Below are 20,576 nucleotides of genomic sequence, written 5' to 3' on the forward strand. Positions count from 1 at the left end.
GACCGTGAACCAGCCCGGCCCGCACGGCACCCGGGAACCGGCACGCCCCGGAGCCGGCCAGGCCACCGGCGGGGAAGCCGGGGTCATCGGCATCGCCCTCGCCGCCGTGCTGACGGCCGCTCTGGCGCAGGGCTCCTGGCAGTGGTTCGCCACCTACGTCGGGGTGACGCTGCTCGCGGTGGTCTGCTCCTTCTACGCGCTGCCGGCCTGGACGCCCGGCCTCCGCACCGCGTATGTGCGGAAACTGGTCGCGTTCGCGCTGACCGTCGGTCTGTGCGTCGCGATCACACTGGCGCCGATGCTCCAGCGCTGGGCGTGGCTGTTTCCGATGGAGGGGACCCGCAGCGGATGCGGTGAACTGGGCAGATACGAAAGCCTCCGGGCGGAGGCGGAGCTGGCGCAGCTGAGCGGTCGCGACCGGACCGCGCTGGCCCGCGCGCAGCAGGCCCGCAGCCATGTGGCCGTCGCCGACTGCCTGTCGGCCACGACGACCCTCTGGCTGCCGCTGTACGGGGCCGGGGCGGCGGTGCTGGTGGGTGTGGGCGCATGGAGCTACGGCCGGGCCCGGGCGAGGAGGGAGAGCGGGCCGGCGGCGTCCCACTGAGGGCTGTCCCGCCATCCCCGGCGGGCGGGCGCTGACCTCCTCGTCAGCCGGCCGCGCTCGGGCCGGGCGGCCGGATTCCCGGCCCCGTCACGCGCGAAGGCGGTGCCCGGAGGATCTCCGGACACCGCCCGCTCCGGGGTCACTTCACCCCGGGACGATCAGCACGTTCCCGCACGTTGCGTCACTTGACGGCGACACCGGTCCAAGCGGCCTCGACGCCCTTGACCTCGGCGCTGCCGGCCTTGTACAGGTCGGTGGCGGCCTTGACGGTCGCCTCACGGGCGGCCTTGTAGTCGGTGTTCGAGGTCATGTACTCGGTCAGGGCCTTGAACCAGATCTTCTCGGCCTTGTCCCGGCCGATGCCCTCGACCTTCTTGCCGTCCGCCGTCGGGCTGTCGTACTTGACGCCACCGATCTCCTTCGGGCCGCTGCCCTCGGACAGCAGGTAGAAGAAGTGGTTGGCGACACCCGAGGAGTAGTGCGGGTCGAGACCGCCGGTCTTGGAGTCCCAGTTGTCCTGCGACTGACCGTCCTTGGACGGCTTGTCCATGTAGCGCAGCGGGGTACCGTCACCGTTGATGTCGATCTTCTCGCCGATGAGGTAGTCGCCCGGGTCCTTCTCGCTCTTGGCGAAGAACTCGGCCGAGGTCCCGAAGATGTCCGAGGTGCCCTCGTTGAGGCCGCCGGACTCACCGCTGTAGGTGAGGTTGGCGGTGGCGGAGGTGACACCGTGCGACATCTCGTGTGCCGCGACGTCCAGCGCGGTCAGCGGGGCCTTGTCGCCCTCGCCGTCGCCGTACGTCATGCAGAAGCAGCTGTCGTCCCAGAAGGCGTTGACGTAGCTCTTGCCGTAGTGGACGCGGGAGGAGGCACCCTTGCCGTCGCCCTTGATGCCGCTGCGGCCGTGCACCTCCTTGTAGTAGTCCCAGGTCACGCCCGCACCGTAGTGGGCGTCGACGGCCGCGGTCTGCGGGTTGTCCGGCTTGCCGGTGCCCCACTTGTCGTCCTCGTCCGTGAAGGCCTTGCCGTCACCGGACTCGCTGTTCTCGAGGTTGGTGGTCTTGTGGCCACCGCGCTCCTTGTCGGTCAGCGTGAAGCCGTTGCCCTCCTTGGAGGTGCCCAGCTCGACGCTGCCGCTGTACTCGCTCTCGCCCTTGCCGGTACGGATCTCGTCGTACTGGAACAGCTTCTTGCCGCTGTTGGCGTCGGTGATGACGTGCATCCGGCTCGGCGTGCCGTCCTTCTTCACGCCCTTGACGACGGTGTCGTAGGCGAGAGTCGGGGTGCCGGAGGCGGCCCAGACGACCTTCTTGGGCGCCTGCGCGTCGGCCTTCTTCGCGCTGAGCGACTTGACCGCGGTGCCCTGGGCCGACTTCGCGGCGGCCGTCGGGGCGATCTTCGCGGTGGTGGAGGCCACCTTGACCGTCTTCTCGGTCGACTTGGTGGTGCTCTTGACCGCGCCGCCCTTGGCGGTGTGCACGATCAGGTCGCCGCCCAGCACCGGCAGGCCGGCGTAGGTGCGGTCGTAGCGGGTGTGCGTGGTGCCGTCAGCGTCCTTGATGACGTCCTTGACGACCAGCTTCTCCTGTGCGCCCAGGCCCAGTTCCTTGGCGGTCTGCGCCTTGGTCGCGCTCGCGTCGCGCAGCAGTTCCGCGCGGTGCGAAGCGGTGAGCTTGAGGGGCGAACCGTCCGCGGTGGGGGTCTGGGCGGGGGAGGCGCCGGCGGTACCAGCGGTGATGCCGGCGGCCACGAGGGCCGCGACGGCGATCGAGGTACCGACGACACGGGTCTTACGGGATATGCGGGGGGTCACGCGTGCTCCTTCAACTTTGCCAAGTGGTGGGGGTGCAAAGCGATGCGGGTGTGACGTGCGTTCGGGAAGACTGCCATTCGAACGCGTGCATGTCAGGAGGGTGTTCGGGGATTGGCTGAAAATTGTCCGTAGAGAGGTACGCGCCGTTCGTATAACGGAGCTGGGCGCCGCCCCCGGATACCAGGGGACGACGCCCAACGCGCGTGCTTCGTGTGTCAGTTGTGCGGTGGCGAGATCTGTGACCCGCCTATGTCACACCTAGGTGACGGCTGAGTGTCGCCTCCCGGTCAGAAGGTCAGCTTCCAGCCGTTGATGTAACCCGTGTCCTGGGAGTAGACGTCCTGCACCCGCAGCTTCCAGGTGCCGCTGGCCTTCTCCGCGGAGGCGTTGACGGTGTACGTGGTCTTCACGTTGGCCGCCGAGTCGAACGCGCTGGCGTTCTTCAGCCGGTAGGCCGTGCCGTCCGGGGCGATCAGGTCCACGACCAGGTCACCGCGGTAGGTGTGCACGATGTCCACCGCGACCTTCAGCGTGCTCGGTGCGTTGCCGGTGCGGCCGACGTTGATCGGCGAGGTGACCGCCGAGCCCGCGTCCGGGATCTGTACGTCGTCGGCGTTCTCGAAGACATTGCCGCCGCCGGCCGGGTTGACCGTCCAGGTGAAGGCGGTGGTGCCGGTCTTCTTCGCGGCGTCGGTGACCGTGACCGTCACATTGCCGGTCCCGGCCGTGGTCGGGGTACCGGAGATCAGACCGGTGGTCGCGTTGATCGACAGCCCGGCGGGCAGCCCGGTCGCCGCGTACGACAGCGCGCCGGCGGTGCCGCTGCTCGCCTTGATCTGGAGGCTCGCCGCCTGGCCCACGGTGCTGGTCTGGCTGCCCGGGTTGGTGACGGAGACCGCGCCGCTGTCCGGGACCCGGGAGCCGACGTTGACCGCCGCCCAGGTGTTGGCGACCGTGTTGTACGAGGCGCTGCCCTCACCGAACAGGTCGGCGGCGGCCTTGAGGGTGGCGGTGCGGGCGGCCGCGTAGTTGGTGTTGGCGCTCATGTACTGGCTGAGTGCCTTGAACCAGACCTTCTCGGCGTTGGCCCGGCCGATGCCCGGGACCGGCAGGTTGTCGAAGGTCGGGCTGTCGTAGTGGACGCCGCCGATGTCCTTCGGGCCGCTGCCCTCGGACAGCAGGTAGAAGAAGTGGTTGGCGACACCGGACGAGTAGTGCACGTCCTTGTTGCCGACGTTGCTCGACCAGTAGTCGGCCGAGGCACCGTCCTTGGACGGCTTGTCCATGTAGCGCAGCGGGGTGCCGTCGCCATTGATGTCGATCTTCTCGCCGATGAGGTAGTCACCGGGGTCGGAGGAGTTGTTGGCGTAGAACTCCACCGCCGTACCGAAGATGTCGGAGGTCGCCTCGTTGAGGCCGCCGGACTCACCGCTGTAGGTGAGGTCGGCGGTGGCCGCGGTGACACCGTGCGACATCTCGTGGCCGGCCACGTCGATGGAGGTCAGCGGGGCGGAGTTGCCGCTGCCGTCGCCGTACGTCATGCAGAAGCAGCCGTCGTCCCAGAAGGCGTTGACGTAGCTGTTGCCGTAGTGCACCCGGGAGTAGGCGCCGACGCCGTCGCCCTTGATGCCGCTGCGGCCGTGCACGTTCTTGTAGTAGTCCCAGGTCACCTGGGCGCCGAAGGCCGCGTCGGCACCCGCCGTCTGGGCGTTCTGCGGGGTGCCGTCGCCCCACGTGTCGTCGGCGTCGGTGAAGAGCGAACCGGTGCCGGACGAGCCGTGCTTGAGGTCATAGGTCTTGTGGTTGCCGCGGGTGGGGTCGGTCAGCGAGAAGTTCGGTGCCGAGCCCGACGAGCCGACGGTGACCTTGCCGCTGTACTGGGTGTTGCCGACGCCGTTCTCGATCCCCTGGTACTCGAAGATCTTGGCGCCGGTCGTGGCGTCCGTGATGACGTGCAGCTGGTTGGGGGTGCCGTCGTCCTGGAGCCCGCCGACCACCGTCTCGTACGCGAGCAGCGGCTTGCCGTCGGCGACCCAGACCACCTTGCGCGGGGCCTTCGCGGCCTCGGTCTTCTTCGAACCGAGCGCCTGCGCCGCCTTGACGGCCTTCGCCTCGGCCGTGGCGGGCTTCACCTTCGCGGTGGTGCTCGCGACCTTCAGCTGGGAGCGCACGGCCTTGGTGACGCCCTTGAGCGTGCCGCCCTTGCTCTCGTGCACCACGAGGTCACCGCCGAGGACGGGCAGTCCGTCGTAGGTGCGCTCATAGCGGGTGTGAACGGTGCCGTCGACATCCTTCGAGACGTCCTTGACGACCAGCTTCTCCTTCGCGCCGAGCTTCAGCTGCCGCGCGGTCTCGGCGGTGGTGGCACCGGCTGCCCGTATCAGCTCCGCACGCTGGGACGGGGACAGCTTGGCCGGCAGGGCGCCGGGATCGGGGGTGGCATGCGTGGTGCCCGGCCGCGGGGCGGCCGCCGTGCCGGTACCGGCCTGAACGCCGACGGCCAGCATCGCCGTGACGGCGACCAGTGCGCCGGTCGCGACGGCGCGTCCATGGGGGGTGCGTCTCACACTGACTCCTTCTGCGGTGGCCGCCACGTGACGATGCGGCCGAGGGGGACCGGGCGGCGAAGCGGCCGTCCGGGCAGAGCGAGGCAGAACTCTTGGAGCGTGTGGGGGGAGACGTACGTGAGGTGCTGGATGTTCGGGTGGAACGGATAGTGCGGGTGGTGCGTTTGGTGCGGGTGGAACCTCCGGCCGCGGGGAGTGGTGCTGTGGGGGCCCGTGCGGCGGTTGCCGGGAAGAGTCCCACCGTCAGCGGCTTGTTGTCAGGCTCCGTTCAACTAATTGGCCGGAAACCGTCCGTTGCCCGAAATCGGTGTCCGGAAGCCGGACGGGCGGCTGAACGTCCGTACGAACCGGGCCCGGCCGCGCCGGCCCGTACGGACGTCTCCTACGGGACGCCCAGGGGACACCTACGGGAGAGCAGGCGTCGCGCGCCCGCCAGGCATTACGGGGCAGCCCTTAGCTGTGCCACGAGTGCCACAGGGCGGCGTAGGCCCCGTTCGCCGCCACCAGGTCGTCATGGGTGCCGAGTTCGGTCAGCCGGCCCTCCTCCATGACGGCCACCCGGTCCGCGTCGTGGGCGGTGTGCAGACGGTGTGCGATGGCGATGACCGTACGGCCCGTCAGGACGGCGGCCAGGGCGCGCTCGGTGTGCCGGGCCGTCCGCGGATCGAGCAGGGCGGTCGCCTCGTCCAGGATCACCGTGTGCGGATCCGCCAGCACCACACGGGCCAGGGCCAGTTGCTGCGACTGGGAGCCGTCGGGGCGGTGGCCGCCGGCGCCCAGCTCGGTGTCCAGGCCGGCCGGCAGCTCCGCGGCCCACTCGGCGCCCACGGCGGCCAGTGCGGCACACAGCGCGGCGTCCTCGGCGTCGGGCGCGGCGATCTGGAGGTTGTCCCGGAGCGTGCCCAGGAACACATGGTGCTCCTGGGTGACGAGGACGACCTGCGGGCGCAGCGCCGCCGGGTCCAGCGCGGCGACCGGCACCCCGCCGACCGTCACGGAGCCCTGGCGCGGCGCGTCGATCCCGGCCAGCAGCCGCCCCAGGGTGGACTTGCCGGCGCCCGAGGGGCCGACCACGGCGAGGCGTTCGCCGGGGCGGACGGTCAGGTCCACACCGTGCAGGACATCGCGGTCCGCGGCGGGGCTCGCGCTCCCTGCGCCGTAGGCGTAGTGGACGGCGGTGACCTCGATGCGGTCGTCGGCGGGGAGGGCGGGGGAGGGTTCCGCGGAGGGGTGCGGGAGGAGGGCCGCGGGGACGGTCCTCGTTCGCGGCGCCCGGCCCAGCCCCTCGACGCGGGCGAACGCGGCGCCGCTGCTCTGGAGTTGCTCGGCCCAGAACAGGATCGTCGCCAACGGGTCGGACAGCTGCCGAAGATACAGCGCCGCGGTGATGACCACGCCCAGGCTGATCCCGCCCCGCCCGTGCAGTGCCCCGCCGGCCAGCAGCACGCCGACCACCGGGACGACGTAGGCGACATCCACGGCCGGCAGCAGCACACTGCGCAGGAACAGCGTGCGGGTGCGGGTGCGGCGGCAGCGCTCGACGGCCTGTTCGCTCGCCGCCGTCCGGCGCTCCTGGAGCCCCAGCGCCTCGACGGTCCGGGCGCCCGCGGCGGTGGCCGCCAGCAGCTCGGCGAGCGCCGAGGTCGCCGCACCCTCCGCCAGATAGGCGCCGTGCGCCCGGCGCAGATACCACCGGACCGCGAACACCCCGCTGAACACGCCCAGCCCGCACAGGCCGAGCAGCGGATCGAGCACCACCACCGCCCCCAGCAGGAACAGCGCCTGGGCCGCGGCGACGCACACCTCCGGCACGGCGTCCCGCAGCGCCTGGGCGACCGAGGTGACATCGGATGTCCCACGGGCCGTCAGATCGCCGGTACCGGCCCGTTCCACGATGGCGGCCGGCAGCGCCAGCGCCCGGTCCACGTACTGCTCGCGGACCCGCGCCACGGTCCGCTCGCCGAAGCGGTGCCCGACGTACCGGGCGTAGCGCGCCAGCAGCAGCTGCGCCAGCCCGCACGCCAGGATGACCAGCGCCAGCCGGTCCACCGTGTGCACGCCGCCGCCGGACCGCACCGTGTCCACGATCCGGCCGAGCAGCCAGGGGCCGGCCAGCCCGGCGCCGGCCGCGAGCGCGTTCAGCGCGAGCATCAGGGCGACGGCCCGGCCGTCCCGCCGGACCAGCCGGAGCGCCGCCCGCCGGGTCGTGGCCGGATCGGTCACCGGCAGCGCCGCACCGGCCGGCAGCGCCTCCCCGGACCGTCCGGGCCGGGTGGCGGTCGCCGTCATCACGCGTCCTCCTTGGTCACGGGGGCCTCGGGCCGGGGGTATGTGGCGCTGTCCGTACCGGTCAGGTCCTCGCCGCTCCCGTCCGTGCCGTCCTCGTCCACGCCGCCTTCGTCCTCGCCGCGAGCCACCAGGCGGCGGTATCCGGGCTGTTCGGCCAGGAGTTGGCGATGGCTGCCGACGGCGGCGACCCGGCCGTCGACGAGGTAGTACACCCGGTCGGCCCGGTCCAGCAGCAGGGGGGAAGTGCTGGTGACGACGGTCGTACGGCCCGCCCGCGCGCGGTGCAGCCGGGCCGCGATACCGGCCTCGGTGTGCGCGTCGACCGCGGAGGTCGGCTCCACCGCGAGCAGCACCTCGGGGTCGGCCAGCAGCGCCCGCACCAGGCGCAGCCGCTGCCGCTGCCCGCCGGAGAGATTGCGGCCCTGCGCCTCGACCGCCGAGTCGAGCCCGTCCGGCAGCCCACGGACGATGTCCTCGGCCAGGGCCGTCCGGACCGCCCGGCCGATCGCCTCCTCGGTCCGGTCCCGGCGCCCGCCGACCACCTCGCGCAGCGTCCCCGCGAACAGATCGGCCTCGTTGTCGGCGACCAGGATCCGGTCGCGGACCTGCGGCAGCGGGATCTCGTCGAGACGTACCGCGCCCCAGGTGGCGGCCGAATCCGCGAACCGGCCCAGACGGTCGACCACCGCCGCCGACTCGCCCGGCCGGGCGGCGGCCAGCGCGGTCAGCAGGCCGGGCACCACCTCGACGCCCGACGCCGGATCCCGCAGCACGGAAGCGGCCTCGGGGACGTCCCCGGCCCCGCTCCCGGCCGCGTCCCTGCTCCCGGCCGCGTCCCTGCTCCCGGCCGCGTCCCCGGAGCCCTCCGCGGCAGCCGGCTCCAGTCGCAGAAACCGGACCACCCGCCGGGCGGCGACCAGCCCGCGGGTGAGGTCGTAGCCGCCCTCGATGAAGAACGAGACCGGCACCACCAGCGCCGCTGCGTATCCGTAGACCGCCACCAACTCGCCCACGGTGATGGCCCCTTGGGTCGCCATCCTGGCCGCGAGCCAGGTCACCGCGGCCAGGAACAGCGTCGGCAGGCCGACCCCGAGGGCCTGCACCCAGCTCGTCACCGCACCGACCCGATAGCCCTCGTCCCGCAGCGCCCGCGCCTCGCGCCGGTGACGGTCGGCGAACACGTCCTTGCCGCCCAGGCCGTTGAGCACCCGCAGCCCGCCGACCAGGTCCGTCAGCCGCGCCGCCAGCCCGCTCTGCCGCTCGCGGTAGCGCGACTCGGCCCCCTGTAACCGCCCCAGCAACGGCCCGACCAGCAGCGCGAGCAGCGGGACGCCCAGCAGTACCACCCCGGCCAGCAGCGGCGAGACGGTCAGCAGCAGCACGGCGACGACCCCATAGGCCAGCACCCCGCCGACGCCGGGCCCGGTCATCGTCAGCGTCTGGCTGATCACGCCGACATCGCCGATCCCGATCGTCACGACCTCCCCGGCCGTCACCTTGTGCGGCAGCGCGGCCCCCAGCCGCAGGGTGTGCGCCACGATGACCCGCACCGTACGGAAGGTGGCGTCCATCCGGATCCTGGTCATGGTGCGATGCCGCATGACCGCCAGCCAGGCGTTCGCCACCCCGACGCCGAAGAGCACCGCCACCCAGCCGAGCAGCACCGGCATCCGGCCCGGCACCAGCCCCTCGTCGATGGCCCGGGACAGCGCATAGGGCGGCAGCATCAGCCCGACCATCCACAGGCTCCCGTAGGTGGCGCCCGCCGCCACCCGCCCCCGCTGGCTGACCACCAGCCACCACACATAGCGTCCGGCGCTGCGGTGGTCGGGGATTCCCGGCCCTCGTGCGGTGTCGGTCCTCATTGCGCCCCCCTCGCGTCGTTGCCCCCCTACCCCACGCTGTCCCGCCACGCCTGGTGCAGCTGCGCGAACCGGCCCCGTGCGGCGATGAGTTGCTCCGGCGGGCCGTCCTCCACGATCCGGCCGTCGGCCATGACCAGGACCCGGTCGGCGATGTCGACGGTCGAGAGGCGGTGGGCGATCACCAGGGCCGTACGGCCCTCCAGGACAGTGCCCATCGCGCGCTGCACCGCGCGTTCGCCGGGTATGTCCAGGGAGCTGGTGGCCTCGTCGAGGATGAGCACGGCCGGGTCGGCGAGCAACGCCCGGGCGAAGCCCACCAGTTGGCGCTGGCCGGCGGAGATGCGGCCGCCGCGCTTGCGGACATCGGTGTCGTAGCCGTCCGGCAGGGCGGTGATGAAGTCATGGGCGCCGAGGGCCTTCGCGGCGCGTTCGATCTCCTCGCGGGTGGCGTCCGGGCGGCCGAGGGCGATGTTGTCGGCCACCGTGCCGGAGAACAGGAACGCCTCCTGGGTGACCATGACGACGCCACGGCGCAGCGCGGCCGTGGACAGCTCGCGCAGATCGACCCCGTCGAGCAGCACCTGGCCCTCGGTGGGGTCGTAGAAGCGGGCCAGCAGCTTGGCGAGGGTCGACTTGCCGGCGCCGGTGGCACCCACCACGGCCACGGTCGACCCGGCCGCGAGGGTCAGATCGAAACGGGGCAGCACCTCGCTGCCGGTGCGGTACGCGAAACGGACCTCGCGGAAGGTGACCTCGCGGCCCGGCCGGCCGGCCACGGCGGGCGGCAACGTGGCCGATACGGCCGGCTCCGGGACGCCGGGGCGCCGGGCGAGCAGTCCGGCGATCTTCTGGAGGGAAGCGGCCGCGGATTCATAGGAGTTGAGGAACATCCCGAGCCGGTCGATGGGGTCGTACAGCCGGCGCAGATAGAGCACCGCGGCGGCGAGGACGCCGAGCGCCAGGTCGCCCGTGGCCACGCGGTAGGCGCCCCACAGGACGATCGCGGCGACCGCGATATTGGCCACCACCCGGGAGGCGACGACATAGCGCGCCATCTCCAGGAGCGTGTCACCGTTGAGCCGTGCGTGCTGGTGGTTCAGCCGGGCGAAGGCGGCCTCGTTCGGGCGCTCGCGGCGGAACGCCTGCACCGGCCGGATGCCGTTGAGGGTCTCGGTGAACTTCACGATGACGGCCGCCATCGCCGTGGACTTCGCGCCGTAGGACCGGTGCGAACGGTGCCGGAAGGAGCGGACGAGGAGGGCGAGCGGGCCGGCGGAGGCGAGGGCGGCGGCACCCAGGCCCCCGTCCAGCCAGACCAGCATCACGGTGATGTAGGCCGACGAGAGGAAGACCGTGATCAGCTCTTGCAGCCCCTCGTCGAGGAGTTCGCGCAGCGCCTCCACATCGGTGGTGGCGCGGGAGATCAGCCGGCCGGACGTATAGCGCTCGTGGAAGTCCAGGCTCAGCGCCTGGCCGTGCCGGAAGATCCGGCCGCGCAGATCGAGCAGCACATCCTGGCTGACCCGCGCGCTGAACTCGATGAAGCCGAACTGGAGCCCGCCGGACGCCGCCGCGCACAGCACCGCCGCCACCGCCACGGTGAGCAGCGGCCCGTGGTCGCCGGCCCGCAGCGCCGGCACCGCCCGGTCGAGCGCGTAGGCGACCAGCAGCGGACCGGCCTGCACGGCCGCCTGCTGGAGCAGCAGCAGAACGGCCACCAGCCCGACGCGGCGCCGGTGCGGGGCCAGCAGGGAGGCGAGGAGGGTGCGCGCGGCCCCCTTGGGGGCGGGCAGGGTGTCGTGGGCGAGCGCGTCGGGGGCGAGGTCCGCGGGCTCCGGGGGCTCCGGGGCGGGCCGTGGCCGGGGGCCGGGGCGGTCCTCGGGGTTGTCGGACGGGCGGCCGGTCGTGGTGGTGGTCATCGGGCGCCCTCTCCGTCGCCGGACATCAGCGTGGCGTACTCGGGGTGGTCCCTGAGCAGTGCGTGGTGGGTGCCGACGGCGGTGATCCGGCCGCCGGAGAGCAGGGCCACCCGGTCGGCGAGCAGGACCGTGGACGGTCGGTGGGCGACGACGAGGGCCGTGGTGGTCGCCAGGACCTGCCGCAGGGCCGCCTCCACCAGCGCCTCGGTGTGCACATCGAGGGCGGACAGCGGATCGTCGAGGATCAGGAAGCGCGGCCGGCCGACCACGGCACGGGCCAGGGCGAGCCGTTGCCGCTGCCCACCGGACAGGCTCAGGCCCTGCTCACCGACCTGGGTGGCCGCGCCCTCGGGGAGGGCATCGACGAAGCCATCGGCCTGCGCCACCTCCAACGCCCGCCGGAGATCGCTCCCCTGGGCGCCCTCCCCACCCATCAGGACGTTCTCCGCGGCGGTCGCCGAGAAGAGCGTCGGCTCCTCGAAGGCCATCGCGACCAGCGCACGGACCTCGTCCCGGCCGAGGGTCGCCAGATCGCGCCCGTCGAGGCTGATCCGGCCCGCTGTGGGGTCGTACAGCCGCGGCACCAGCGCCGTGAGCGTGGTCTTTCCGCTGCCGGTCGCCCCGACCAGCGCCATCGTCTCGCCGGGGTGGATGTGCAGGGTGATGTCCTTGAGCAGCGGCGGGGAGTCGGGCGGCGCGTCCGGGTAGCGGAACTGCACGCCGGAGAAGACCAGGCCACCGGTGCCGACGGGCTCCGAGGCGTGCCGTACCGGTGCGTCCGCAGCCGGTGCGTCCCGTGCCGGTGCGTCCCGGGCCGACGCATCGCCGGCCGCTGCGCCCCCTGCCGCTTCGTCCACCGCCGGCACGTCCAGCACCTCGAAGTACCGGTCGGTGGCCGCCGCCGCCTCGTTGCTCATGGCCAGCAGGAAGCCGATCGACTCCACCGGCCAGCGCAGCGCCAGGGCGGTGGACAGGAAGGCGACGAGGGTGCCCGCGGACAGGACGCCGTCGGCCACCTGGAGGGTGCCGAGCACCAGCGCCCCGCCGATCGCGATCTCCGGCAGGGTGGTGTTGCACCCCCAGATCCACGCCAGCAGCCGCGCCTTGCGGAGCTCGGACGTACGGAGCGCACGGGTCAGCTTCCGGAAGGCCTCGGTCTGGCTGCGATGGCGCCCGAAGCCCTTGATGATGCGGATGCCGAGCACCGACTCCTCGACCACCGTGGTCAGATCGCCGAGCTGGTCCTGGGTCCGGCGTGCCGCGCGACCGTACTTCGCCTCGAAGACCGAGCACAGCACCATCAGCGGCAGCACCGGCCCCAGCAGCACCAGCCCCAGCGACCACCGCTGGGCCAGCAGAAGCACCGCGCCCACCAGGATGGTGACGCCGTTGACCAGCAGAAAGGTCAGCGGGAAGGCGAGGAACAACCGCAGCGTCTGGAGATCGGTCGTGCCGCGTGACAACAACTGGCCCGAGGACCAGCGGTCGTGGAAGGCGACCGGAAGGCGCTGGAGATGTCGGTAGAGCGCCTCGCGCATCGCCGCCTCGACCCCGGCCAGCGGACGCGCCACCAGCCAGCGCCGCAGCCCGAACAGCAGCGCCTCCGCGAGCCCGAGCAGCAGCAGGATGCCGCCGCCGAGCCATGTCCCGCCGGGATCGCGCTCCGCCACCGGCCCGTCCACCAGCCACTTGAGCACCAGCGGAATGACCAGGCTGACGCAGGAGGCGAGCACCGCCACGAAGGCGGCCGTGAACAGCCGCGCCCGCACGGGCCGGGCGAACGGCCACAGCCGCACCAGCGAGCGCACGGCGGAGCGCCGGGGTAAGTCGGTCGGATCGGTCCGGTTCGTCGTCTGCGCGGTATCAGCCATCCTCGCGAGCGTAAGGCGCGGCACTGACAACGCTCACCCGGATTTCGGCCGACGGTCCGCCCCGCGCCGCCGCGCCGTATGCCTCAGTCCGGCACCGCCCGGAACAACAGCACCGACCGCCCGGCGAGCGTGATCGGCGCGCCCGCCGCGTACGGCGCCTCCGCCGCCCCCGGCTGGTCCTCCCGTGCGGTGTCGACGAGGAGTTCGTAACGGCCGGCCCAGGGCGGCCCGGGGAGGGTGAACGGGCGCGGCCGGTCACCGGCGTGCAGCACGGCGAGGAAGCTGTCGTCGACGATCCGGAGGCCCCGGTCGTCGCGCTGGGAGATGTCGTTCCCGGAGAGGTACATGCCGAGCGTGGCGCCCGGGGTGTACCAGTCCTGTTCGGTCATCTCCGTCCCGTCCGCGGTGAACCAGGCGAGGTCGCGCAGACCCCCCTGCTGATGCGGCCGGCCGGAGAAGAACGCCCGGCGGCGCAGGACGGGATGGGCGCGCCGCAGGGCGATGAGCCGGGCGACGAGACCGGCCAGCGGGCGCCACTCCGGGTCCGCCGGCAGCGACCAGTCGAGCCAACTGGTCGTGTTGTCCTGGCAGTAGGCGTTGTTGTTGCCGTGCTGGGTGCGGCCCATCTCGTCACCGGCGACCAGCATCGGCACGCCCGTCGACAGCAGGAGCGTGGTCAGGAGGTTGCGCAGCTGGCGGCGGCGGAGCGCGCGGACCTCTTGGTCGTCGGTCTCGCCCTCGGCGCCGCAGTTCCAGGAGCGGTTGTCGTGGGTGCCGTCGCGGTTGCCCTCGCCGTTGTCCGCGTTGCGCTTGTGCTCGTAGCTGACCAGGTCGCGCAGGGTGAAGCCGTCGTGTGCGGTGATGAAGTTGACCGAGGCGTACGGGCGGCGGCCGCCCCAGGCGTAGAGGTCGCTCGATCCGGAGAGCCGGTACCCCAGATCGCGGACATCGTGCTGGGCGCCGCGCCAGAAGTCCCGGACGGTGTCGCGGTAGCGGTCGTTCCACTCCGTCCACAACGGCGGGAAGGCGCCCACCTGATAGCCGCCGTTTCCCACGTCCCAGGGCTCGGCGATCAGCTTGACCCGGCGCAGCACCGGGTCCTGGGCGATCACGGCGAGGAACGGGGAGAGCATGTCGACGTCGTGCATGGAGCGGGCCAGCGCGGCCGCCAGATCGAAGCGGAAGCCGTCCACACCCATTTCGGTGACCCAGTAGCGCAGCGAATCGGTGATCAGCCGCAGTACCTGGGGCTGGACGACATGCAGGGTGTTGCCGCAGCCGGTGTAGTCGGCGTAGCGGCGGGCGTCGCCCGCCAGACGGTAGTAGCCGCGGTTGTCGATGCCCCGGAGGGAGAGCGTCGGGCCCAGTTCACCGGCCTCCGCGGTGTGGTTGTAGACGACGTCGAGGATCACCTCGATACCGGCGTCGTGCAGCGCCCGCACCATCCGCTTGAACTCGCCGACCTGCTGCCCCCGGGTACCGGTGGCGGCGTATCCGGCGTGTGGCGCGAAGTAGCCGATGGAGTTGTAGCCCCAGTAGTTGCGCAGCCCCCGGCGCACCAGGTGGTCCTCGTGCGCGAACTGGTGCACCGGCAGCAGTTCGACGGCGGTGACCCCGAGCCGGACCAGGTGCTCCAGCGCCGCGGGGTGCGCCAGCCCGGCGTAGGTGCCGCGCAGCCGCTCCGGGATACCGGGGTGACGCATCGTGAAACCGCGCACATGCAGTTCGTAGAGCACCGAATCCGGCCAGGGCGTCTTGGGCCGGCGGTCGTCCCGCCATTCGTCGGCACCGCCCTCGCCCCCGGTGTCGTCGCCGACCACGACGCCCTTGGGGACGTACGGCGCCGAGTCCCGGTCGTCGCGTACGGTGTCGGCGACCTGCTGCTGCGGCCAGTCGCGGACATGCCCGTACAGCTGCGCGGGCAGCGCGGCCCCCGTGCCGGACCCTTCCGTACGGGTGCCGAAGTCGCCGTCCACGGCTCTGGCGTACGGGTCGAGCAGCAGCTTCGCCGGATTCCAGCGGGCGCCGGACCAGGGGTCCCAGCGGCCGTGCACCCGGTAGCCGTAGCGCTGCCCGGGGCGGACACCGGGCAGGAAGCCGTGCCAGATCTCATGGGTGAGTTCGGTCAGCGCATGGCGGGTCTCGCGCTCCGCGTCGTCGAAGAGACACAGCTCGACCGCCTCGGCGCCGCCCGCCCACAGGGCGAAGTTGGTGCCGGCGATGCCATCGGGGCCGGTGCGGTACCGGGCCCCCAGGGGAGTGGGGCTGCCGGGACGGATGTCCGCGGGTGGGGCGAGTGGTTCGTCCGCCACTGCCTCCTGCTCGGGTGCGCTCGACACGTGCCCGCCTCCTGCGGCTCATGGCTCGGTCGGGCGGTGGGTCCCGGCATGGAGGTGGTGCCCACCAGCGTGCGCTGGGAGCCCCGGCCGTGCAGGTTTCCGCCCTCCCCGTTGTTCTTCCCGCAACCGGGCGTTGCCTCACGCTTCCCGTGGGAGGCTCGTCGCGCCGCTCCGTTCTGCCGATGACATCCCGTTACGCGGCATACGTACCAACCCAGGCATCATCCAGCACAATGCGGTATATGACCGCCCATCAGCAGGACCGCGCAGGGGACCGAGCGAAGCGCCGCGGCGGCGCCCGGGTGCGGGACCGGCTGCCGGACCGGGCGGGGCGCCGGGCGGCCGGTGGCGCGGCGGTGCGGGCGGCCCGCCGCACCCGTCTCGCCCTCGTCGTCCTGGCCGGGCTCACCGGGGCCGCCGCCCTGGCCGGCTGCGGGGACCCGGAGGTCTTCACCGGCGGCAAACCGCCCTCCCCGGAGGGCACGATCACGGTCGTCCCGCACAACGGTGCGCACGGTGTACGGGCCGACGGGCGGTTCGAGGTCCGGGTGCCGGCCGGGCGGCTGGAGCGGGTGGCGGTCAGCCGGACCGGTGACGCCGGCCGACGGCCCGTCACCGGGCGGATCTCGCCGGACGGCCTGACCTGGCGGCCCGCCCCCGGGCGCCTGCGGCTCGGCGCGAAGTACACCGTCGACGCGGTGGCGCTGGACGGTGCGGGCCACCGCATCGCCCGCCACACCAGCTTCACCACCGCCGCCCCCGTCCGCCGCTTCGTCGGCCACTTCTCACCCCAGCGCGATGCCACCGTAGGCACCGGCCTGATCTTCTCGATGGTCTTCAGCCGGCCGATCGCCGACCGCGCGGCCGTCGAACGCGCCGTCCGGGTCAGCGCCCGGCCCGGCGTCGAGATCGCCGCCCACTGGTTCGGCCGCCGGCGGCTGGACTTCCGGCCCCGCGACCGCTGGCGCCCGGGCACCGAGATCACCGTGCAACTGCGGCTGCGCGGGGTGAAGGCCGCCCCGGGCGCCTACGGGACCCAGCGCCGCACCGTCCGCTACCGGGTGGGCCGGGACCAGGTCAGCGCCATCGACGCCGCCCGGCACACCATGACCGTGCGGCAGGACGGCCGGGTCGTGGCGGTGCTGCCGGTCACCGCGGGCGACGACGAGAACCCCACGTACAACGGGCGGATGGTGATCCTGGAGCGCCATTCGATGACGCGGATGGACGGTGACACCGTCGGCTTCGGCGGCGAGTACGACATCCCGGACGTGCCGCACGCCATGCGCCTCACCAGGTCGGGGACCTTCCTGCACGGCAACTACTGGGCGCCGCCCGAGGTCTTCGGCGGCGTCAACACCAGCCATGGCTGCGTCGGGCTGAAGGACATCAAGGGCGGCGGCCCGAACACCCCGGCCGGCTGGTTCTTCGGCCACTCGATCGTCGGCGACACCGTGGAGGTGCACAACTCCCCGGAGCGCACGGTCGCGCCGGACAACGGCCTCGGTGGCTGGAACATGCCGTGGGAGTTGTGGCGGGCCGGATCCGCGCTGCACTGAACGGGAGTCGGTCCGCCGGGACAAGTCCCCCGCACCACCCCCGCACTTGGGACTAAACAGTGACATTCACGGGGAGTTCACTGTCACCGCGGTGTGGTTATCTAACGGCAAGCACGCGGCTGTCCGCATCCGCGTGCGGGGGACCGCGGGCCGTGCGAGGGGAAAAGGGGCCAGTCGTGAACGTCCAGCCGAATTCGGGGGTGCCGGCTCGCCGGCGTCGGTGGCCAGACAAGGGCGGGGGCCCGCTCGCCGTGCTGCTCGCCGCCGTGCTGCTGCTCGTGGCGGGGTGTGGTGGCGATGACGGTGACGGCAAGAAGGCCGGCAAGGCGGGCGGGGAGAAGGACGCCTCGCAGGCCGCCGTGACGATAGCGCCCAAGGACGGCGCGGACGACGTCGCCACCAGCGGCGCGCTGAAGGTGACCGCCCAGAAGGGCCGGCTCAAGTCCGTCAAGGTCAAGGACGGCAAGGGCAATGAGGTCGACGGGAAGATATCGGGCGACGGCGCCGTGTGGAAGCCGAGCGGCCACCTGGGCGCCTCGACGAAGTACACCGTCGACGCGATAGCGGTGGACGGCCGGGGCCGGGAGGCCGCCGAGCACTCCGGCTTCACCACCCTCGTCCCCAAGAACACCTTCATCGGCCAGTACAGCCCCGAGAACGGCCAGCGGGTCGGTGTCGGGATGCCGGTCTCGATCCGCTTCACCCGCGGCATCACGGACCCCGGGGCCGTCGAGGACGCCATCAAGGTCAGCGCCAAGCCGTCGGTCCCGATCGAGGGCCACTGGTTCGGCAACGACCGGCTCGACTTCCGCCCCGAGAAGTACTGGGCGCCCGGCACCAAGGTCACCCTCAAGCTCAACCTCAACGGCGTCGAGGGCCGGCCCGGTGTCTACGGAACCCAGGCCAAGGAGGTCTCGTTCACCGTCGGCCGCAGCCAGGTCAGCACGGTCGACGCCAAGTCGAAGCAGATGACCGTGGTCCGCGACGGTAAGACCGTCAAGACCATCCCGATCACCTCGGGCGCGCCGGGAACCGAGACGTACAACGGCAAGATGGTGATCAGCGAGAAGCACCTCGTGACGCGGATGAACGGGGACACCGTCGGCTTCGGCGGGGAGTACGACATCAAGGACGTACCGCACGCGATGCGGCTGAGCACGTCCGGCACCTTCATCCACGGCAACTACTGGTCGGGCCGCGCGGCGTTCGGCACCCGCAACGCCAGCCACGGCTGTGTGGGCCTGTTCGACCAGCGCGGCGGCGGTGACGGTTCCACCCCGGCGGCGTGGTTCTTCCGCAACTCCGTCATCGGCGATGTGGTCGTCGTCAAGAACTCGCACGATGAAACGATCCAGCCGGACAACGGCTTCAGCGACTGGAACCTCTCCTGGGAGAAGTGGAAGGCCGAGCAGTAGGGGAGTAGGGGACACCTCCAGGACGGCCGGAAGGCGACCGGGCCCGCTGCACTGTGACCGAGTGCACCGGGCCCGGCGTCGTTAACGCGTACTAACCTTCCGGCATGACTGTGAATCTTGAGGTCGCCGACGGCGTCGGCACCATCCGCCTGGACCGTCCGCCGATGAACGCACTCGACATCGCCACCCAGGACCGGCTGCGCGAGCTGGCCGAGGAGGCCACCCGCCGCGACGATGTCCGCGCGGTCGTCATCTGGGGCGGGGAGAAGGTGTTCGCGGCCGGCGCGGACATCAAGGAAATGCAGGTCATGGATCACGCGGCGATGGTCGTGCGGTCCAAGGCGCTACAGGACTCCTTCACCGCCGTGGCCCGGATCCCCAAGCCGGTGGTCGCCGCGATCACCGGCTATGCGCTGGGTGGCGGCTGTGAGCTGGCGCTCTGTGCCGACGTCCGGATCGCGGCCGACAACGCCAAGCTGGGCCAGCCGGAGATCCTGCTGGGGCTCATCCCGGGCGCCGGCGGCACCCAGCGGCTGGCGCGGCTGGTGGGCCCGTCCAAGGCCAAGGACCTGATCTTCACCGGCCGTCAGGTGAAGGCCGACGAGGCGCTCACCCTCGGGCTGGTCGACCGGGTGGTGCCGGCCGCCGAGGTCTACGAGCAGGCGCACGCCTGGGCCGCGCGGCTGGCGGCCGGCCCCGCGCTGGCGCTGCGGGCCGCGAAGGAGTCCGTCGACGCGGGCCTGGAGACCGACATCGACACCGGCCTCACCATTGAACGCAACTGGTTCGCGGGGCTGTTCGCGACCGAGGACCGGGAGACCGGCATGCGCAGCTTCGTCGAGGAAGGTCCGGGCAAGGCCAAGTTCCGCTGAAACAGCTGGTGTTGACGGGACATCTGAGGTTTGGCCGGGACGTGATGCCCCTTGTGGGGGAATGATGCAAAACTTAATTGCGCCTTAAGCCAACCTTGTTGAGGCTTTCCGCCCGCCCTCTGGATGCCGAGTGTCATCGCAGGTCAGCTGGTGCGACCCGGAACCTTAACTGCCTTTGGCATATGTCTCGGCGAGGGGATGGAACCGGCGATTCCGGACAGCGGATTCCGTCGGTTCCATCCCCGTGACCGTCAAGTAACGGCCATGATGGGGGGCATGGCGGGCCTCGAAGGAATGGAGCAGCCGCGGCCGCGGAGCGATCCGGCCGCCGCAGGATGGGGCATCCCCGGCGCGGACCGGGACCGGACCCCGGCTCCCCGCAGACCGGCGTCCGCGGCACCCGAACCGGCCGGCGATCCGACGCTCGGCGAGGTCCGGCTCCCCTCCCGTCCTCAGTCCGCGGGAATCGCCCGCCGGCTCACCGCCGCCGTCCTCCTCAAGCAGTGGTCCCTGACGCCCCAGCTCACCGAGCACGCCGTGCTGCTGGTCTCCGAGCTCGTCGGAAACGCCGTACGGCACACCGGCGCCCGCACCTTCGGGCTGCGGATGCTGCGCCGTCGTGGCTGGATCCGCATCGAGGTACGCGACCCGTCCCGCGGCCTGCCGTGTCTCATGCCGGTCCAGGAGATGGACCTCAGCGGCCGCGGTCTCTTCCTCGTCGACAAGCTCTCCGAACGCTGGGGCGTGGATCTGCTGCCCCGCGGCAAGACCACCTGGTTCGAGATGCGGATCGCCGACCGCTGAACGCCGGTTCCCCGGCCCCGGTCCGGCCGGACGGCCCGCGACAGGCGCCGGGGTCCGGCGGTGCTCCGCTCGTGCGGCGACGGTCCGTAGGATGGTTGTTCATGCTCGCGCGAGGTACGGAGAGGGAGGGACATGCGCCCTGTGCGCCGGTCGGCCGCGCTGACGCTGCTGCTCCTCCTCACCGTCACCTTCGGGCCGCTGCTGTGCCGGATCGGCGGCGACCAGGCCTGGCTGGCGGGCCGGGCGGCGACGGCCGCGGCGGACTGGCGGGCGGGTGACGCGACGCCCGCGGCCGCCCTGGACGCCACGGGCCCCGCGGACGGGACCGCCGCCGCGCGACCGGCCACCGAGCGACCGGCCACTGAGCGACCGGCCACTGAGCGACCGGCCGCCGCGCACCACGGCCCGCGGCTCGACCCCGCCGCCCCCCTCGCCGTCACCCAGGCGCCCAAGAGGTGCTCGGACCGGCATGCGCCGGGGCCCGAGGAGACCGCCCCGCTGCCCGCACCGCACCGCGGTGAGCCCCTCGCCCCCGCCACCATCGGCCCGGGGCCGCTCGCCGTGGATCTGCCCGTGCAGTGCGCGCTCGCCCGGCCACCGACGGGCAGCGCATCCGTCATCGACCACACCGCGCTCCTCCCCGTACTGCGGATATAGGC

13 protein-coding genes are annotated in these 20,576 nt (G+C 72.2%); 6 read left to right on the forward strand and 7 right to left on the reverse strand.

Features of this window, described 5'->3' with window-relative positions; all coding sequences use genetic code 11:
- The first annotated feature begins 4 nt into the window (after positions 1-4).
- Positions 5-604, forward strand: a complete 600-nt coding sequence (locus tag TU31_RS04070) for a hypothetical protein (RefSeq protein WP_042148930.1) — start codon at positions 5-7, stop codon at positions 602-604.
- A gap of 181 nt (positions 605-785) precedes the next feature.
- Here the strand turns inward: TU31_RS04070 and TU31_RS04075 are convergent, their stop codons facing one another.
- The 7 genes from TU31_RS04075 to glgX form a co-directional block, all read right to left on the reverse strand.
- On the reverse strand, positions 786-2,417 hold the full coding sequence (locus TU31_RS04075) for a M4 family metallopeptidase (RefSeq protein ID WP_042148934.1): 1,632 nt from the start codon (positions 2,415-2,417) through the stop codon (positions 786-788).
- Positions 2,418-2,704: 287 nt separating this feature from the next.
- Entirely contained in the window at positions 2,705-4,984 is a 2,280-nt protein-coding gene (locus tag TU31_RS04080; RefSeq protein ID WP_042148937.1) for a M4 family metallopeptidase, read from the reverse strand.
- Positions 4,985-5,437: 453 nt separating this feature from the next.
- Complete coding sequence (locus TU31_RS04085) at positions 5,438-7,273, reverse strand: ABC transporter ATP-binding protein (protein ID WP_107070606.1); 1,836 nt, start codon at positions 7,271-7,273, stop codon at positions 5,438-5,440.
- Entirely contained in the window at positions 7,273-9,138 is a 1,866-nt protein-coding gene (locus tag TU31_RS04090) for an ABC transporter ATP-binding protein (protein WP_045867291.1), read from the reverse strand. The genes TU31_RS04085 and TU31_RS04090 overlap by 1 nt, the downstream gene beginning before the upstream one ends.
- Before the next feature lie 26 nt (positions 9,139-9,164).
- Positions 9,165-11,057, reverse strand: a complete 1,893-nt coding sequence (locus TU31_RS04095; RefSeq protein ID WP_042148941.1) for an ABC transporter ATP-binding protein — start codon at positions 11,055-11,057, stop codon at positions 9,165-9,167.
- Entirely contained in the window at positions 11,054-12,928 is a 1,875-nt protein-coding gene (locus TU31_RS04100) for an ABC transporter ATP-binding protein (RefSeq protein ID WP_042148946.1), read from the reverse strand. The genes TU31_RS04095 and TU31_RS04100 overlap by 4 nt, the downstream gene beginning before the upstream one ends.
- A gap of 83 nt (positions 12,929-13,011) precedes the next feature.
- Positions 13,012-15,267: a glycogen debranching protein GlgX gene (glgX, locus tag TU31_RS04105; protein ID WP_042148949.1), complete on the reverse strand. Its 2,256-nt coding sequence runs from the start codon at positions 15,265-15,267 to the stop codon at positions 13,012-13,014.
- 242 nt (positions 15,268-15,509) lie between these two features.
- Between glgX and TU31_RS04110 the strand changes: the two genes are divergently transcribed.
- The 5 genes from TU31_RS04110 to TU31_RS38460 all read left to right on the forward strand — a co-directional run bounded on the left by TU31_RS04110 (position 15,510) and on the right by TU31_RS38460 (position 20,574).
- Positions 15,510-16,826 (forward strand): L,D-transpeptidase, encoded by a 1,317-nt coding sequence (locus TU31_RS04110; protein ID WP_245698393.1) that lies wholly within the window; start codon positions 15,510-15,512, stop codon positions 16,824-16,826.
- A 176-nt stretch (positions 16,827-17,002) separates the two neighbouring features.
- Positions 17,003-18,241: a L,D-transpeptidase gene (locus tag TU31_RS04115; RefSeq protein WP_245698394.1), complete on the forward strand. Its 1,239-nt coding sequence runs from the start codon at positions 17,003-17,005 to the stop codon at positions 18,239-18,241.
- Positions 18,242-18,345: 104 nt separating this feature from the next.
- Positions 18,346-19,113 (forward strand): enoyl-CoA hydratase/isomerase family protein, encoded by a 768-nt coding sequence (locus TU31_RS04120; protein WP_042148953.1) that lies wholly within the window; start codon positions 18,346-18,348, stop codon positions 19,111-19,113.
- A gap of 276 nt (positions 19,114-19,389) precedes the next feature.
- Complete coding sequence (locus TU31_RS04125; RefSeq protein ID WP_370682696.1) at positions 19,390-19,917, forward strand: ATP-binding protein; 528 nt, start codon at positions 19,390-19,392, stop codon at positions 19,915-19,917.
- A gap of 132 nt (positions 19,918-20,049) precedes the next feature.
- Entirely contained in the window at positions 20,050-20,574 is a 525-nt protein-coding gene (locus TU31_RS38460; protein ID WP_158894238.1) for a hypothetical protein, read from the forward strand.
- Positions 20,575-20,576 lie beyond the last annotated feature (2 nt).

Source organism: Streptomyces lydicamycinicus (genome assembly GCF_000829715.2).
In the GTDB taxonomy this organism is placed as follows: domain Bacteria; phylum Actinomycetota; class Actinomycetes; order Streptomycetales; family Streptomycetaceae; genus Streptomyces; species Streptomyces lydicamycinicus.

Bases quoted from the DNA above. Each gene is read 5' to 3' on its own strand.
- TU31_RS04125 (WP_370682696.1), top strand. From the start codon at position 19,390: ATGGCGGGCCTCGAAGGAATGGAGCAGCCGCGGCCGCGGAGCGATCCG.
- TU31_RS04120 (WP_042148953.1), top strand. From the start codon at position 18,346: ATGACTGTGAATCTTGAGGTCGCCGACGGCGTCGGCACCATCCGCCTG.
- TU31_RS04110 (WP_245698393.1), top strand. From the start codon at position 15,510: ATGACCGCCCATCAGCAGGACCGCGCAGGGGACCGAGCGAAGCGCCGC.
- TU31_RS04095 (WP_042148941.1), bottom strand. From the start codon at position 11,057: ATGACCACCACCACGACCGGCCGCCCGTCCGACAACCCCGAGGACCGC.
- TU31_RS04100 (WP_042148946.1), bottom strand. From the start codon at position 12,928: ATGGCTGATACCGCGCAGACGACGAACCGGACCGATCCGACCGACTTA.
- TU31_RS04090 (WP_045867291.1), bottom strand. From the start codon at position 9,138: ATGAGGACCGACACCGCACGAGGGCCGGGAATCCCCGACCACCGCAGC.
- TU31_RS04085 (WP_107070606.1), bottom strand. From the start codon at position 7,273: ATGACGGCGACCGCCACCCGGCCCGGACGGTCCGGGGAGGCGCTGCCG.
- TU31_RS38460 (WP_158894238.1), top strand. From the start codon at position 20,050: ATGCGCCCTGTGCGCCGGTCGGCCGCGCTGACGCTGCTGCTCCTCCTC.